General features: G+C 70.1%; 13 protein-coding genes and 2 tRNA genes. 9 read left to right on the top strand and 6 right to left on the bottom strand.

Going from position 1 to position 15,790, the window contains the following annotated elements; genetic code table 11:
• The first annotated feature begins 55 nt into the window (after positions 1-55).
• The 4 genes from ACIP89_RS13845 to ACIP89_RS13830 all read left to right on the top strand — a co-directional run bounded on the left by ACIP89_RS13845 (position 56) and on the right by ACIP89_RS13830 (position 3,449).
• Positions 56-1,336, top strand: coding sequence for an SDR family oxidoreductase (locus tag ACIP89_RS13845; RefSeq protein ID WP_401927641.1), 1,281 nt, complete (start codon positions 56-58; stop codon positions 1,334-1,336).
• Between the two features lie 100 nt (positions 1,337-1,436).
• Positions 1,437-1,898, top strand: coding sequence for a molybdenum cofactor biosynthesis protein MoaE (locus tag ACIP89_RS13840; RefSeq protein ID WP_401920710.1), 462 nt, complete (start codon positions 1,437-1,439; stop codon positions 1,896-1,898).
• A gap of 128 nt (positions 1,899-2,026) precedes the next feature.
• Complete coding sequence (locus tag ACIP89_RS13835; protein ID WP_401920709.1) at positions 2,027-2,215, top strand: hypothetical protein; 189 nt, start codon at positions 2,027-2,029, stop codon at positions 2,213-2,215.
• 145 nt (positions 2,216-2,360) lie between these two features.
• Positions 2,361-3,449: a PDZ domain-containing protein gene (locus tag ACIP89_RS13830; RefSeq protein WP_401920707.1), complete on the top strand. Its 1,089-nt coding sequence runs from the start codon at positions 2,361-2,363 to the stop codon at positions 3,447-3,449.
• Positions 3,450-3,485: 36 nt separating this feature from the next.
• On the opposite strand, the gene ACIP89_RS13825 is transcribed toward ACIP89_RS13830, so the two are convergent.
• Positions 3,486-4,055, bottom strand: coding sequence for a PPA1309 family protein (locus ACIP89_RS13825; protein WP_401920706.1), 570 nt, complete (start codon positions 4,053-4,055; stop codon positions 3,486-3,488).
• A 128-nt stretch (positions 4,056-4,183) separates the two neighbouring features.
• On the opposite strand from ACIP89_RS13825, the gene ACIP89_RS13820 reads away from it, so the two are divergent.
• The 4 genes from ACIP89_RS13820 (at position 4,184) to ACIP89_RS13805 (ending at position 9,848) form a co-directional block, all read left to right on the top strand.
• Positions 4,184-7,162 carry a UPF0182 family protein gene (locus ACIP89_RS13820; RefSeq protein WP_401921065.1) on the top strand — a complete coding sequence of 993 codons (2,979 nt, stop codon included), beginning with the start codon at positions 4,184-4,186 and terminating at the stop codon, positions 7,160-7,162.
• A gap of 52 nt (positions 7,163-7,214) precedes the next feature.
• Positions 7,215-7,288, top strand: a tRNA-Met gene (locus ACIP89_RS13815).
• 213 nt (positions 7,289-7,501) lie between these two features.
• The gene (locus tag ACIP89_RS13810) at positions 7,502-9,547 is read left to right on the top strand and encodes a tetratricopeptide repeat protein (protein ID WP_402114991.1); all 2,046 of its coding nucleotides are present in this window, start codon (positions 7,502-7,504) and stop codon (positions 9,545-9,547) included.
• 227 nt (positions 9,548-9,774) lie between these two features.
• A tRNA-Met gene (locus ACIP89_RS13805) sits at positions 9,775-9,848 on the top strand.
• A 68-nt stretch (positions 9,849-9,916) separates the two neighbouring features.
• Here the strand turns inward: ACIP89_RS13805 and ACIP89_RS13800 are convergent.
• The 4 genes from ACIP89_RS13800 to ACIP89_RS13785 form a co-directional block, all read right to left on the bottom strand.
• Positions 9,917-11,065, bottom strand: a complete 1,149-nt coding sequence (locus ACIP89_RS13800) for an ABC transporter substrate-binding protein (protein ID WP_402114989.1) — start codon at positions 11,063-11,065, stop codon at positions 9,917-9,919.
• A gap of 32 nt (positions 11,066-11,097) precedes the next feature.
• On the bottom strand, positions 11,098-11,967 hold the full coding sequence (locus tag ACIP89_RS13795; RefSeq protein ID WP_401920702.1) for an ABC transporter permease: 870 nt from the start codon (positions 11,965-11,967) through the stop codon (positions 11,098-11,100).
• Entirely contained in the window at positions 11,964-12,788 is an 825-nt protein-coding gene (locus tag ACIP89_RS13790; protein WP_402114988.1) for an ABC transporter ATP-binding protein, read from the bottom strand. Before ACIP89_RS13790 ends, ACIP89_RS13795 begins: the two co-directional genes overlap by 4 nt.
• Positions 12,789-13,020: 232 nt before the next feature.
• The gene (locus ACIP89_RS13785; RefSeq protein WP_401920698.1) at positions 13,021-13,440 is read right to left on the bottom strand and encodes a Fur family transcriptional regulator; all 420 of its coding nucleotides are present in this window, start codon (positions 13,438-13,440) and stop codon (positions 13,021-13,023) included.
• A gap of 151 nt (positions 13,441-13,591) precedes the next feature.
• On the opposite strand from ACIP89_RS13785, the gene ACIP89_RS13780 reads away from it, so the two are divergent.
• Positions 13,592-15,061 (top strand): catalase, encoded by a 1,470-nt coding sequence (locus tag ACIP89_RS13780; RefSeq protein WP_402114986.1) that lies wholly within the window; start codon positions 13,592-13,594, stop codon positions 15,059-15,061.
• 148 nt (positions 15,062-15,209) lie between these two features.
• Here the strand turns inward: ACIP89_RS13780 and ACIP89_RS13775 are convergent, their stop codons facing one another.
• Positions 15,210-15,611 carry a cyclic nucleotide-binding/CBS domain-containing protein gene (locus tag ACIP89_RS13775; protein WP_401920695.1) on the bottom strand — a complete coding sequence of 134 codons (402 nt, stop codon included), beginning with the start codon at positions 15,609-15,611 and terminating at the stop codon, positions 15,210-15,212.
• Between the last annotated feature and the right edge of the window lie 179 nt (positions 15,612-15,790).

Genomic DNA, 15,790 nt, shown 5'->3' with positions numbered 1-15,790 from the left:
CTGGTACGTACGCGTCATTCGGGTACGTACTGAAGACAACCGCTGGAGACGCCCGGTGAGTTCCCCAGATCCACAGGTTCGCGCAGCGCGAAACCTGGCCGACCCGCCGCCCGCGAACAAGTCGCAGAAGAAGTCGCAGGGCACGCCGCAGAACGAGCCGCAGGGCACGACCGACAGTACGACCGAGGACGAGAGCACCGAGAACAGGAGCACCGACAGCACGGCCGTGAACAGGACCGGGGACAGGGCCGAGGACAAGGCCGCCCGGAGCCGCCCCAGGAGCCGGGGGCCCGTCGTGGCCATCACCGGAGCCGCCACGGGCGTCGGGGAGCTGCTCGCGGCCCGGCTCGCGGCCTCGGAGGAGATCAAGCAGGTCGTCGCCATCGACGAGCGCCGCGGAGAGGTCTCGGAGGCGACCTGGCACATCCTCGACGTCCGCGACCCGGCCATCGCGGAGAAGCTCCGGGGCGCGGACGTGGTGGTGCACCTGGCACTCGATCTGGACCTGGAGACCGACCCCGCCGCCCGCACCGCCTACAACGTGCGCGGCACCCAGACCGTGCTGACCGCGGCCGCGGCCGTCGGAGTCCACCGGGTCGTGCTGTGCACCTCCGCGATGGTCTACGGGGCGCTGCCCGACAACGACATCCCGCTGGCCGAGGACGCCGAGCTGCGGGCCACCGCTGAGGCGACCGGTGTCGGCGACCTGCTGGAGATCGAACGGCTCGGCCGCCGCGCGCCGCGCGCCCACCCCGGACTCCACGTCACGGTGGTCCGTCCCACGGTGCTCGTCGGCGGCACCGACACGGCACTGACCCGTTACTTTGAGTCACCGCGCCTCCTGGTCGTCGCCGGATCGCACCCGACCTGGCAGTTCTGCCATGTGGACGACCTGGTCACGGCGCTGGAGTACGCCGCGCTGGAGAAGATCGACGGGGAGTTCGCGGTCGGCTGCGACGGCTGGCTCGAACAGGAGGAGGTCGAGGAGATCAGCGGCGTCCGCCGGATGGAGCTGCCCTCCGCCGTCGCGCTCGGCGCCGCCGCCAGGCTGCACCGGATCGGCCTCACCCCGTCCCCGGCGGGCGATCTGGCGTACACGATGCACCCGTGGGTGGTGAGCGTGAGCCGGCTGCACGACGCGGGCTGGCGCCCGAGCTGGACCAACGAGGAGGTGCTCGCCGCGCTCCTCGAAGAGGTGGAGGGGCGGCACACCCTCGCCGGGCGCCGGCTCGGGCGCAAGGACGCCACCGCGGCCGGTGCCGCCGGTGCGACGGTGGCCCTGCTCGGCACCGCGGCCCTGGTACGACGGGCCCGCAAGGCGCGCCGCCGCATCTAGGTCCTGTTCGGGTGCCTGTAGGAGGCTCCAAGAGCGTCGGCGGCCCGCCAGCGGATTGCGCTATTCCATGACGTCGGAGCGGTACGGCACGATGGTCCGCATGGCACCTACGTATGACCACCCCGGCGAGCAGGCGGCACAGGACCCCATCCGGCTGCTGGAGATCCGCGACACGCCGCTGTCGCTGGACGAGGTCTTCCGTGCCGTCGGCGACGACGCCGCCGGCGGTACCGCGCTCTTCATCGGCACCGTGCGCGACCACGACGGTGGCCAGGACGTGGGGGCCCTCGGCTACTCGTGCCATCCCTCGGCGCAGGACGGGATGCGCCGGGTGGCGGAGAAGGTGGCCGGAGACTTCCCGGTCCGGGCACTCGCCGCCGTCCACCGAGTGGGTGAACTGCAGGTGGGCGATCTCGCCGTCGTCGTGGCGGTGTCCTGCGCGCACCGCGCGGAGGCCTTCGAGGCCTGCCGCAGGCTCATCGACGACCTGAAGCACGAGGTTCCGATCTGGAAGCACCAGCGGTTTTCGGACGGCAGGGAGGAGTGGGTCGGCGCCTGCTGAGGGCAAACCCCGCCGGGTGGGCTTCCCCCCGATTTGCGTAACCGCGCCCCTGCCGTGAGCGTTGGCTCTGCGGATGGTTAATCTGCTGATCGGTCAGTTGCGGTTGCTCATGGGGCAGGGAGGTCGTCATGGCAGCACTCGCCTGGTTGTTGATTCCGTTTTTCGCTGCGTGCGGTGCGGCGATATGGGGAAGCTGGGCCGCCCGTAATCGCACGACCGGCGATGTGACCGAACTCGCCGGCTATGCCAGGTTCCGCGAAGCGATGGAGAAGCCGGACTCCGGTTCGGAGCCGGTCGAGCAGATATCGAACGTCTGACGCCGCGCCGAACGTACGCGGTCGCCAATCCGTACCGCCGCGTCGTCCGCAGAGGCCGGTCGGCGCATTTCCGCAGCCCCGTCCCGGACCTCGTACGGACCGGCCCCGGCGGTGGACATACGGACCCTTCCCGTACTGTCGTTCCATGCCACGCCGAACCGCGACGATGCTCGCCTCCACCCTGGTTCTGATCGCGCTGCTCTGCGCGGGTGTGCTGATCAAAGTGCCGTACTCGGAGATGTCCCCCGGGCCGACCGTGAACACCCTCGGCGAGGTCGACGGCGATCCGGTCCTGCAGATCACCGGGCACAAGACGTACAAGACGTCCGGGCACCTCAACATGACGACGGTCAGGGTGACCGGCGCCGACTACAACATGAACCTCGTCGAGGCCGTCTACGGATGGCTGGGCCACGACAGCCTGGTCGTACCGCACGACACCCTCTACCCGGACGGCAAGACCGAGCAGCAGTCGACGCAGGAGAACGCCGAGGAGTTCAGCCAGTCCCAGGAGAGCGCCAAGGTCGCGGCCCTCACCGAACTGGGCATCCCGGTGTCGTCACGGGTCGTGGTCTCCACGGTCGTCAAGGACAGCCCCGCACAAGGCAAGCTGCACGCCGGTGACGTGATCAAGGACGTCGACGGTACGGCGGTCAAGCAGCCCGAGGACGTCGCGAAGCTCGTCACCCGGCACAAGCCCGGCCAGGACGTCACCTTCACGGTCATCCCGGCCAAGACCGCGGCGGCGGCCGAGAAGTCCGGCAAGAAGCCCGAGGGCACCGAGAAGATCACCCTGACCACCGCGAAGGCCCCCAAGGAGAACCGGGCGATCGTCGGCATCCAGGCGGGGACGGACCACACCTTCCCGTTCGACATCGACATCAAGCTCGCCGACGTGGGCGGCCCGAGCGCCGGCCTGATGTTCTCCCTCGGCATCATCGACAAGCTCACCCCCGGACAGCTGACGGGTGGCAAGTTCGTCGCGGGCACCGGGACGATCGACGACAAGGGCGAGGTCGGCCCCATCGGCGGGATCAACATGAAGCTGGTCGGCGCGCGCAACGCCGGCGCGCGCTACTTCCTGACCCCGGACGACAACTGCAAGTCGGCCGCCTCCGACACCCCCGACGGACTCACCCTGGTGCGGGTGAAGACGATCGGCGACGCCAAGAAGTCCCTGGACAAGATCCGCGCGGGGGACACGGCCGGCCTGGCGAGCTGCTCGACAGGCTGACCGGGCCCCGCACCGGTACCGGCGGATCCGCGAGGGTCAGGACTCGAAGGTCGCGGCCAGCGCCTCGGCCAGCCCCGGCACCAGACCCGCGCCGGTCAGCACGTCGTTCGGGGAGTCCTTCTCCCGCAGCCGCACGGCCGACTCCCGGGCACCGTCCCGCAGGACGGCCACGGTCATCCGCACCTCCTGCCGGTCGGGGTGCTCGGCGACCCACTCGGTCAGCTGGGTGTCGTCGAGCCCTTCGGGGACGGAGGCCTCGGCCGACGGCGGCAGCATCAGCCGCTCCACCGTCATCGCGCACCCGACCACCGCGTCCGGCCAGGCGATCGTGGCGAGGAACTCGTCCAGAGCGGTACCCGCGGGAAGCTCCTCCTGCTCGATAGGGGTGAGTGCGGCGGCCTTCGAGCCGTCGTCGTCGAGGCCCAGCTGGGCGGCGAGGCCCGGCTCCTGGACCCGCAGCCGGGCGGTGTCGACGAGGGCGAAGAGCCGGGCGGGCTGATCCCAGCCGAGACCGGAGATGTATTCGTCGATTTCGAGCACCGCTACGGTGAGCGGGCTCGCGGCCATCGGAGGGCCTGAGGGGGAAACGTTGGACATGGCTAACATCCTGCCTCCTTCCGCCCCGGGAACGGGAACTAGGTAAAGCCTCAGTAAGTTGCATAGGTGGGCTCTACGATCGCGGGGCCCCCTTCAACACGACCGCGAACTTTGAGGTGCGCACGTTGGCTTTCCAGATGCCGGACCGCGGCGGAGGCCCGACAGGGCCACGGATCAGAGTCGGCCGCCCGTCCCGGCGCGCCCGAACCCTGCTCATGACACTGGGCGTCCTGGCGATTCTCGCCATGGCGTTCGTCATGTTCGCGGGGTTCTGGACGGACTGGCTCTGGTACAGGTCGGTCGCGTATTCATCCGTCTTCACCACCACCCTGTGGACCAAGATCGGACTGTTCCTCGTCTTCGGACTGCTGATGGCCCTGGCCGTCGGCGTGAACATCTGGCTCGCGCACCGGCTCCGGCCGCCGCTGAGCGCGATGTCGCTGGAACAGCAGAGCCTGGACCGCTACCGGATGAGTCTCGCCCCGTACAAGAAGTGGGTGCTGCTCGCGATCACCGCGCTCGTCGGTCTGATCGCCGGAGCGTCCTCCTCCGGCCAGTGGCGTACCTGGCTGATGTATGTGAACGGCGTGTCGTTCGGGCAGAAGGACCCCCAGTTCCATCTGGACGTCTCCTTCTTCGCCTTCGACCTGCCCTGGTACCGCTTCCTGCTGGGCTTCGGCTTCGCGGCCACGGTGCTCTCGCTGGTCGCCGCCGCGCTGACGCACTACCTGTACGGCGGGCTGCGCATCACCAGCCCCGGCGCGCGGGCGACGGGGGCGGCCACCGGTCATCTCTCGGTGCTGCTCGGCGTCTTCGTCGCGCTGAAGGCCGTGGCGTACTGGCTCGACCGCTACGGGCTGGCCGTGAAGTCCAGCGACTTCAAGGCCACGGACAACTGGACGGGTCTGCGGTACGTCGACGCCAACGCCTATCTCCCGGCGAAGACGATCCTGTTCTGCATCGCCGCGATCTGCGCCGTGCTGTTCTTCGCGACGCTCTGGCGCCGCACCTGGCAGCTGCCGGTGATCGGATTCGGGCTGATGGTCCTCTCCGCGATCCTGATCGGCGGGCTCTACCCGGCGATCGTGCAGAAGTTCCAGGTGCAGCCGAACGAGCAGGCCAAGGAAGCCCCGTTCATCCGGAAGAACATCGAGGCCACGCGGGACGCCTACGACATCGACGACGCACAGGTCGACGACTACGCGGGCAAGAGCACCACGGACGACGAGACGAAGCTCCGCGCCAGCGCGGACGCGGCGGCCAGCTACCGGGTGATGGACCCCAACGTCGTCTCCCCGGCCTTCCAGCAGCTCCAGCAGAAGAGGAACTACTACCAGTTCCCCAAGACGCTGGACGTCGACCGCTACAAGGACGAGTCCGGCAAGGAGCAGGACACGGTCATCGGTCTGCGCGAGCTCAACCTGGAGGGCATCCCCAAGCGCAACTGGATCAACGACCACTTCACCTACACCCACGGCTACGGTGCGATCGCCGCCCGGGGCACCACGACCGGCAAGAACCCGAAGGGGTCTCCCGACTTCACCGAGTCGGGCCTGCCGACCACCGGTGAGCTGGGCTCGTACCAGCAGGAGATCTACTACGGCGAGAAGACCGAGCAGTACTCCATCGTCGGCGGGCCCCAGAAGGAGCTCGACTACGAGGAGGACGGCGAGAAGACCACCAGCTACAAGGGCAAGAGCGGGGTCAGTCTCTCCAACGCGTTCAACCGCGCCGCCTACGCGGTAGCGTTCAGCGAACCGCAGATCCTGTACTCGGGAGCCATCGGCGACGGCTCGCGGATCCTGTACAACCGCACCCCCAAGGAGCGGGTCGAGGCGGTCGCTCCCTGGCTGACCATCGACGGCGACGCCTACCCGGCCGTGGTCAACGGCCGCATCCAGTGGGTCGTCGACGCGTACACCACGACCAACGGCTACCCGTACGCCTCGCGTACGACGCTGGGTGACACCACAGCCGACTCGCTGACCACCAACCAGCGTGCCGTCGTCGCCCAGCAGAACCAGGTCAACTACATCCGCAACTCGGTGAAGGCCACCGTCGACGCGTACGACGGCACGGTCAAGCTCTACGAGTGGGACACCGAGGACCCGATCCTCAAGACCTGGCGCAAGGCGTTCCCGGGGACCGTGAAGGCCCGGGCGGACATCCCGCAGGACCTGATGGACCACCTGCGCTATCCGCAGGACCTGTTCAAGGTGCAGCGCGAGCTGCTGACCCGCTACCACGTGGAGAACCCCGCCCAGTTCTACAGCGGCAGTGACGCGTGGCAGGTCCCGGACGACCCGACCAACAAGGAGTCCGGTGCCGTTCCGCCGTACTACCTGAGCATAAAGATGCCGGACCAGAAGGCTCAGAAGTTCTCGCTGACGACGACGTTCACTCCCAAGGGACGGCCCGACCTGGGGGCGTTCATGGCGGTGGACGCCGATGCGTCGAGCAAGGACTACGGCACGATAAGGCTGCTCAGAGTCACCACCACGGTGAAGGGGCCGGGCCAGGTACAGAGTGAGCTCAACGGCAACGACGACGTCGCCGAGTTCGTGAGAAACCTCAAGGGCACCGACTCCGACATCGAGTACGGCAACCTGCTGACGGTGCCGCTCGAAGGGGGCTTCCTCTACATCGAGCCGGTGTACACGCGCGGTGGCACGCAGAACTATCCGCTGCTGCGCAAGGTAGCCGCCTCGTACGGGTCGAAGATCGTCTTCGAGAACAGTCTCGGGGAGGCGCTCAACGCGGTCTTCGGGGTGGACGACTCCGATACGGGCCAGCCACCGGCCGAGAACACGCGGCCACCGGGTGACACCACGGAGCCGCCGGCCACCGGCGACGCCGCGCTGAAGAAGGCGATCGCGGACGCCCAGAAGGCCTACACGGAAGGCGAGGCAGCCCTGAAGAAGCAGGACTGGACCGCCTACGGCAAGGCCCAGACGGATCTGCAGGACGCCCTGCAGCGGGCAGCGGCCGCGCAGCCCAAGTCCGGTAGCCCCGGCGACGCGGACAAGGCCGACGGGGCTGATAAGGCCGATAAGTCTGATAAGGCGAGTAATTCAGACAAGGAAGACAAGAGTGACAAAGCCGATAGTGGTGGCTGAGTGACTCGGTAAAGCCTCACCTTCGCGCCGTGGTACGGTTTCAACACAACGGCGCGGGGTGGAGCAGCTCGGTAGCTCGCTGGGCTCATAACCCAGAGGTCGCAGGTTCAAATCCTGTCCCCGCTACTGAAAGACGAAGGCCCGGATCCTTTCGAGGATCCGGGCCTTCGCCGTGTCGTCGTGACTTTTCCGTGCAGGCGGCGTGAAGTGCGTTTTACGGGGCACCAGTTGAGGAGGGGCGCGTTTGACTTGTCTCTCTGTGGGCAAGTCGACAAAACGCTGAAGTGACCTCTCTGGCCGCGATATACCAGGTGTACGCGGGTTACAGGTGGTGCGACGATGGTATTTATGGGGGACAGGGCAACTCTGTTGGAGACAGGGCGGTTTGGTCAGCGTCACGCCCATCCGGCGGAAAACGTGCTGGATGTGGCATTTGCCGCCGCCACACGGTACAACGACTACATCAAGACCGCCGAGACTGCGGAGTGTGCCGCGACCGTCGAAAGTGCAGAGACCGCAGAGTCCGCGGACGGCGTGGAGAACGCCGAGAGCGCGGAGACCGCAGAGAGTGCGGACAACGCCGAGAGCGAGGCGCGTCACCGTCGCGCCGCCGACGCCGGAGACACCGCGTCGATGAGCGTCCTCGGCGCGTTGCTGCTGCGCCGGGGCGATCTGGCGGGCGCCGAGGCCTACCTGCGTGCCGCCACCGCCGACGGCGACCGTGCGGCGGCCAACAACCTGGGCGTTCTGCTGCACCAGCGTGGATACCCGGACGAGGCGGCCGACTGGTGGCGGATCGCGGCCGTCGCCGGCTCCGCCGCGGCCGCGCACGCCCTCGGGCGCCACTACCGCGAACGCGGCGACGAGCCCGGCGCGGAGTACTGGCTGCGCCAGTCCGCCGAGCAGGGCCACGCGCTGGGCGCGTACGCCCTCGCGGATCTGCTGGAGCACCGCAGCGACGTCGGCGCCGAGCGCTGGCTGCGTGCCGCCGCGGAGCAGGGGCACCGCGAAGCCGCGTACCGGCTGGCCCGCATGGTGGAGCGCAAGGCGGCGGACGACGCGTTCGGCCGCCCCGGCCTCGGCCCCCGCACCGGAACGGACTCCGGGGTGGAGACCACCGGGGGCCGGGCCGCCGTGCGCAAGGACGACAGCCCGGTGGCCGGACCCGAGGCGGGCCGGGTCGGTGAGGCCGAGCAGTGGTACCGGCAGGCCGCCGCGCGAGGCCACCGCCGTGCCGCCCTGCACCTCGGCGCCATCCTGGAGCAGCGCGGCGAGCTGAAGGAGGCCGGCCGCTGGTACCTCATCGCGGCCAAGGCGGGCGAGGCGCGGGCCGCGTGCGCGCTCGGCTTCCTGCTCCGTGACGCCGGAGACCGGGAGAGCGCGGCCGTGTGGTGGCTGCGTGCCGCACAGGAGGGCGACGGCAACGCCGCCAACGCGCTCGGCGCGCTGCACGCGGCCCGCGGCGAGCAGCAGACCGCCGAGCGCTGGTACCGCGCGGCCATGGACGCCGGAGACGTCAACGGCGCGTACAACCTGGGGCTGCTCTGCGCCGCCCAGGACCGTACCGCGCAGGCCGAGCAGTGGTACCGGCGCGCCGCGTACGCCGGTCACCGGGAGGCCGCCAACGCGCTGGCCGTGCTCCTGCTCCAGGCGGGCGACGCGACCGGCGCGGAGCCGTGGTTCTCCAAGGCGGCGGAGGCCGGCAGTGTCGACGCCGCGTTCAACCTGGGCATCCTGCACGCCGGGCGCGACGAGGACCGGGCCGCGCTGCTCTGGTACGAGCGCGCGGCGGCGGCCGGCCACACCGAGGCGGCGCTCCAGGTCGGCATGGCGTTGCTGCACCACGGTGAGGAGCAGGAGGCGGAGCGCCACCTGCGCTGCGCCGCGGGTGGCGGCAGCGCGGAGGCGGCCTTCCGGCTGGCCGGGGTGCTGGACTCGCGGCTGCCGCCGCCGGGGCCGCCCGCCCTGGGGGAGCCGATGCCCGCGAAGTCCGAGTGCGAGGAATGGTACGAGCGCGCCGCCGAGCAGGGCCATCGCCGGGCCCAGGTGCGCGTCGGGATGCTCGCCGCGTCCCGGGGCGATGTGGAGAGCGCGAGCCGGTGGTACCGGGAGGCGGCGGAGTCGGGCAGCCGCAACGGGGCCTTCAACCTCGGTCTGCTGCTCGCCCGCGAGGGCAGTGAGCGCGAGGCGGCGCTGTGGTGGACCCGCGCCGCGAATGAAGGGCACGGGCGGGCCGCGCTGCGTCTGGCCCTGCTGGCCGCGCGCCGCGGTGAGCTCACGGAGGGGCAGCGGTGGTGTGCGCGGGCGGTCGAGCTGGGACCGGCGGAGGTCTCGGAGCGGGCCGCGCGGCTGCGCGAGGCGCTGCATCAGGAGCTGACCGCGTAGGCGGGTGCGGGTGCCGATGGGGGGTGCCGGGTCGCGGTGCCTTTCGGCCCCCGCTTTGTCCTCAATCGCCGGACGGGCGTGACTCTGCCGGCGTCCGCCGTCCCCACGGGCTCGGTGCCGTTGCTTGATTCTGCTGGGGCCCGCCGTCGTGGGGCGGGCCCGGTGGGCCTTCTCCCCATTGATTTGCGCTGGTCCGGAGGGGTGTCGTAGTGTGGGGACCACAACGGCGCGGGGTGGAGCAGCTCGGTAGCTCGCTGGGCTCATAACCCAGAGGTCGCAGGTTCAAATCCTGTCCCCGCTACTAAGACAGAGGGCCGGATCCTTTCGAGGGTCCGGCCCTCTGTGCATGCCCCCACGCGGCGGCCCGGCTCAGGGCTTGTGGCCCACGGCCTCGCTGTACATCGCACGGTCCACGGCCTTCTCCTCCGGTACCGGCGAGCCCGTCCCGACGCCCGAGTCGGCGTACGCCTTCTGCACCCGGTCCGTGGTGCCCTTGCGGATCTCCCAGTCCATCCGCATCGAGGGCGTCGAGCGCAGGGTGGCCTCGTCGGTCTTCATCAGCTCGGCCACTTCGCTGACAAAGGCGGGGTCGGACTTGTAGTCGCCGGCGAAGTAGGTGTTCACCGTACGGATGTAGGCCCGGAGGAAGGCGACGCCCGCGTCCGGGTCCTTGTTCAGCAGCGTCGGGCCGAACAGGAGACCGCCGAGCGGCTCACCGACCGGCTGGCCGCCGAGGAAGGCGAACTTCTTGTCGCCGTCGACCTTGCGCCAGATCGGGTCGAGCAGCCAGGCGGAGTCCACGCCGCCGTTCTGCAGGGCGGTCAGTACGTCCGCTGAGCCGAGCTGCTGGAAGCTGATCTTGTCGAGCCCGCCGCCGTGCTTCTTCAGCGAGGTGTCCATCGGGTAGGCGATCACCGAGCCCTTGCCGATCATCGTGCCGAGCTTCCGGCCGGCCATGTCGACGTGATCGGCGCTCTCGCCGTCCTTGAGGCGCACCCACAGTCCGCTCTTGGACGTCGGGTCGGGGGAGAAGTTGCCCGCGACCCACTTGATGTCGAAGCCGCCGTTGATGCCGTTCATCACCGCGACCTCCGGCGCCGCCCACTGGGCGTCGACGTCCCCCTTGGCGAGCAGGGGCAGGGCGTCCGGGGTGGGGAGCACCTTCAGCTGGACGTCCAGGCCCTCCTTCGCGAACTCGCCCCTGGCCACCGCGACCTGGAGCGGTGCGACGTACTCCGCGCTCAGGGTGCCGGTGGCCAGCACGATCTTCCGCTTCTTCGCCAGCGGCCGGGGAGCGGGCGCGCCCTTCTCGCAACGGGCGGGCTTGCGGCCGGGTGCCAGGTCGGAGGGGTCGGTCCAGCTCCCGGCGCCGCAGCCCGCGACGGGCTTGACGATGCGGGGCGCGGCGGTGCCGGCGGAGTCGTCGCCGGAGGAGTCGTCCCCGGCGCAGCCCGCCGCGCCGAGCAGGGATGCCGCCACGAGCGCGACGGTGCGGGTGAAGGGGGTACGTGTGCGCACAGTGCCTCCGTACGAGGAGCGAGGTTTGCGGTTCACGACTGGCTGCGGCCCCGGTCGCGCGGGGCCCAGGGCGTGAGCAGCCGGCCGGCGATCCGGACCACTTCGGAGAAGACGACGCCGAGCACCGCCACACAGACGATGCCGACGAACATCACGTCGTTCTGGAACAGCGCCCGGGAGTCGAAGATGAGGTGGCCCAGGCCGTCCGCCGCCGCGATCTGCTCCGACGCGACGATGACCAGCACCGCCACCCCGGCCGCGATCCGCGCGCCGACCAGCACCGCGGGCAGCGACGCCGGCAGGAGTACGTGCCGGAACATCTGCCAGGGCGAGGCGCCGAACACCTGCCCCGCGTCCCGGTGGCCGACCGGGACGGCGAGCACGGCGGCCATGGTCGAGATCCAGACGAAGAAGAAGACGGTGGCGGCGACCAGCGCGATCTGCGGCCCTTCGCCGAGGCCGAACATATTCAGGAAGACCGGCAGCAGGGCCAGTTTGGGTACGACGTACAGGGCGTCGAGCAACGGCTCCAGCGCGGCCCGCACCAGGGCGAGCGAGCCCATCAGCAGGCCGAGCGCGTAGCCCGCGACCGTGCCGATCGCATAGCCGCCGAGAACCCGCTTGAGCGTGGCCCACACATCCGGCCACAGATCGCCGTCGGCGGCCCGGTCCCAGCCGTCCGCGAAGATCGTGGAGGGCGCGGGATAGACCCGGTCGTCGATCCAGGACTGAGCGGCGGCCAGCTGCCACAGCAGCACCAGGAGCAGCGGGACGGCGACGGCGAGCGCGATCTCCAGGGTGCGGCGCCTGCGGTGGGTGCGTACGGGGTGCAGTTCCTGCGGCCCAGGCCTGCGGACCAGCACCTGCTCCTCGTCGTGCGCGGACTTCACGGCGGTGCTCATACCAGGGCCGCCTCTCCGCGGACCTCGCCGCGCAGCAGATCCCACAACTCGCTCTTCAGCGCGGTGAACTCCGGTGTCGAGCGGATGTCGCCGGTGCGCGGCCGCTCGAACGGCGGGCGGTGCTCCGCGATGATCCGGCCGGGGCGGGCGGACATCACGAGCACCCGGTCCCCGAGCACGATCGCCTCCTCCAGGCTGTGGGTGATGAAGAGGGTGGTGGTGCGGGTGGTCTGGGTGAGCTCCAGCAGTTCGTCCTGGAGGATCGTGCGCAGCTGGGCGTCGAGCGCGGCGAAGGGCTCGTCCATCAGCAGGATCTCGGGCTCGACGGCGAGTGCGCGGGCGATCGCCACCCGCTGGCGCATCCCGCCCGAGAGCGCGGCCGGGTAGGCGCCGGCGAATTCGGCGAGCCCGATCCGGGACAGCCAGTCGTGCGCCCTGGCGTCGGCCTCCTTGCGGGGGACGCGCTGGATGTCGAGGCCGAAGCGGACGTTGGCCAGGACGGTCTTCCAGTCGTAGATCCCGTAGTCCTGGAAGATCATCGCGGCGGGCCGGGCCGCCGTCGTACGGATGGACAGCTCGCCGGCGCTGGGGCGCAGCAGTCCGGCCGCGATCCTGAGCAGGGTGGACTTGCCGCAGCCGGAGGGGCCGACGATGCAGGCGAACTCGGCCGTCGCGATGTCGAGATCGACCGGTCCGAGGGCGGCGAGGGCCTTGGTCCCCCGTCCGAAGGAGCGGGCCAGGGCGCGGGCGCGGAGTTTGGGGGCGTCGGTGGAGGGCGGCGGCGGTGACGCGGGGGGTGGGTTCGGGTGCGGGTCTCCCACGGGTCTCTCCTCGTACGTGTTCGAGGTGCGGAGCCGCCGCGGGGCGGCGGTGATCGCCGATGACGATATGACGACCCGTCAGATTCGGGAAGGGGGTACGCGGGGGTCAGTGCCGCGGGCGCAAGCCGAAAAGCCCCGCGCCGGGTCTCCGGTGCGGGGCTGACGGTGCGGAGCCGGGGAGGGCGGGGCTGAGGCTGCGGGGTCGAGAGGGTGGCGCCGGGGGCGGGCGGCGTCAGGCGGCCGCGGCGCAGTCCGGGCAGATGCCGCGGTATGTCATCTCGACGTCGGAGATCGTGAAGCCGAAGCGCTCACCGGCCGGCAGGTCCGCCAGCGGGTCGCCCGCCGGGTGCACGTCGCGGATGGCGCCGCAGGTGGCACAGACCAGGTGGTGGTGGGGGCGGTGCGCGTTGGGGTCGTACCGCTTGGCGCGGCGGTCGGTGGAGACCTCGATGACCTCGCCGAGCGTCACCATCTCGCCCAGTGTGTTGTAGACGGTGGCCCTGGAGATCTCGGGCAGCCTGGCGACGGCGCGGGCGTGCACCTCGTCGGCCGTCAGGTGTACATGCTCCCCGTCGAGCACCTCGGCCACGACGCGCCGCTGTGCGGTCATGCGCCAGCCGCGTCCACGAAGTCGTTCCAGCAGGTCACTCATGAGGCCAAGCCTAGCAGTGGAGGGGTCCTGTTCCGAACTGGTGTGACTCTGGATGTCTCCTTGACTTGGATTAAGTCCAATGTAGGATCATGTTTGAGGCAGGCCAGGGGACAGGCTGTGCACGGCATGACGACATGACGAATGTGCAGGAATGACGCAGGAGGCGCACGTGACGCAGGGACCGCTCACCACAGAGGCCGGAGTACCGGTCGCCGACAACCAGAACAGCGAGACCGCCGGCGTCGGCGGTCCGGTGCTGGTGCAGGACCAGTCGCTGATGGAGAAGCTCGCCCACTTCAACCGCGAGCGCATCCCGGAGCGCGTCGTGCACGCCCGGGGCGCCGGCGCGTACGGCACCTTCACGCTGACGCGTGACGTCTCGCAGTGGACGCGCGCGAAGTTCCTCTCCCAGGTCGGCAAGCAGACCGAGACCTTCCTGCGCTTCTCCACCGTCGCGGGCAACCTCGGCTCCGCCGACGCGGTGCGTGACCCCCGCGGCTTCGCGCTGAAGTTCTACACCGAGGACGGCAACTACGACCTCGTCGGCAACAACACCCCGGTGTTCTTCATCAAGGACGCCATCAAGTTCCCCGACTTCATCCACACCCAGAAGCGCGACCCGTACACCGGCTCGCAGGAGGCGGACAACGTCTGGGACTTCTGGGGGCTGTCACCCGAGTCCACCCACCAGGTGACCTGGCTCTTCGGCGACCGGGGCATCCCGGCCACGCTGCGCCACATGAACGGGTACGGCTCGCACACCTACCAGTGGAACAACGAGGCCGGCGAGGTCTTCTGGGTCAAGTACCACTTCAAGACCGACCAGGGCATCAAGAACCTCACCACCGACGACGCGAACCGCCTCTCCGGTGTGGACCCGGACAGCCACCAGCGCGATCTGCGCGAGGCCATCGAGCGGGGTGAGTTCCCGTCCTGGACCGTGCAGGTCCAGATCATGCCGGCGGCCGAGGCGGCCACCTACCGCTTCAACCCGTTCGACCTCACCAAGGTGTGGCCGCACGGGGACTACCCGCCGGTCGAGATCGGCAAGCTGGAGCTGAACCGGAACCCGGAGAACATCTTCGCGGAGACCGAGCAGTCGATCTTCAGCCCGGCGCACTTCGTGCCCGGCATCGGCCCGTCCCCGGACAAGATGCTCCAGGGCCGTCTCTTCGCTTACGGCGACGCGCACCGCTACCGGGTCGGCATCAACGCCGACCACCTGCCGGTGAACCGCCCGCACGCCGCCGAGGCGCGGACGCACGGGCGCGACGGCTACCTGTACGACGGCCGCCACAAGGGCGCCAAGAACTACGAGCCGAACAGCTTCGGCGGTCCGGTCGAGACCGGCCGCCCGCTCTGGGAGCCCACCCAGGTCACCGGCGCCACCGGCAACCACGAGGCCGCCGTGCACGCGGAGGACGACGACTTCGTGCAGGCCGGCGACCTCTACCGGCTCCTCTCGGAGGACGAGAAGGCCCGGCTGATCGACAACCTGGCGCAGTTCATCGCGAAGGTCTCGCGCGACGACATCGCCGAACGCGCGGTCGGCAACTTCCGCCGCGCCGACGGCGACTTCGGCAAGCGGCTGGACGAGGCGGTCCGGGCCCGTCGCAGCTGAGGACGACGACGCGGACGGGCGCGGGGTGGGGCGGCGAATCCGCTGCTCCACCCCGCGCAGCCGTGAGCCGGCGCGTTCGATGGTGGCGGCCCGGCCGTCCGCCACCTTGCTGCTCCCGCGCGGGGTCCGGCCGTCCGTCCCGGCCCGCTCAGCCGACCAGTGCCGCCGGAGGCCGGCCGGCCGGTGCCCAGCAGCGGATGATGTCGCGCACGGAGACGACGCCGACCGGGCCGTTGTCGTCCAGCACGATCAGGTGCCGGAAGCCGCCGTGCGTCATGGCCTCGGCCGCCTCCTCCAGGGTCCAGGCGGGCGCGGCGAAGACCACGTCGGTGGTGGTGTGGGCGGCGGCGGTCTCGACGTCGGGGTTCTGGCCGGAGCCGACCGCGTTGAGGATGTCGCGTTCGGTGATGATGCCGAGACCGCAGGTGTCCGGGTCGTGGACGACCGCTGCTCCGATCCGGCGCGCCGACATCAGCCGGGCGGCCTGCCGGAGGGTGTGGGCGGGGCCGATGGTGAGGACCACCGTGCTCATGGCGTCACGTACGAGCATGAAGGGAGCCACCTCCTTCGTGAGCGACTCTGTGAGTCGGTTCACAAGTTCACAAGCGGGGGAGCTCTCAGAGTCGCACTGATCAGAGGTGGCAACAAGGGGTGGTGAAGATCATCGGAGGGGCGTGCGGTGGTGCGGCACGCCCCTCCGGCGACCGGTACGCCCGCCGGCGCCGTACC

The organism is Streptomyces sp. NPDC088730 (genome assembly GCF_044751215.1).
Lineage (GTDB): Bacteria > Actinomycetota > Actinomycetes > Streptomycetales > Streptomycetaceae > Streptomyces.
The sequence above is the reverse complement of the archived record's forward strand: the minus strand, read 5'-3'. Positions and strand labels throughout refer to the sequence as shown.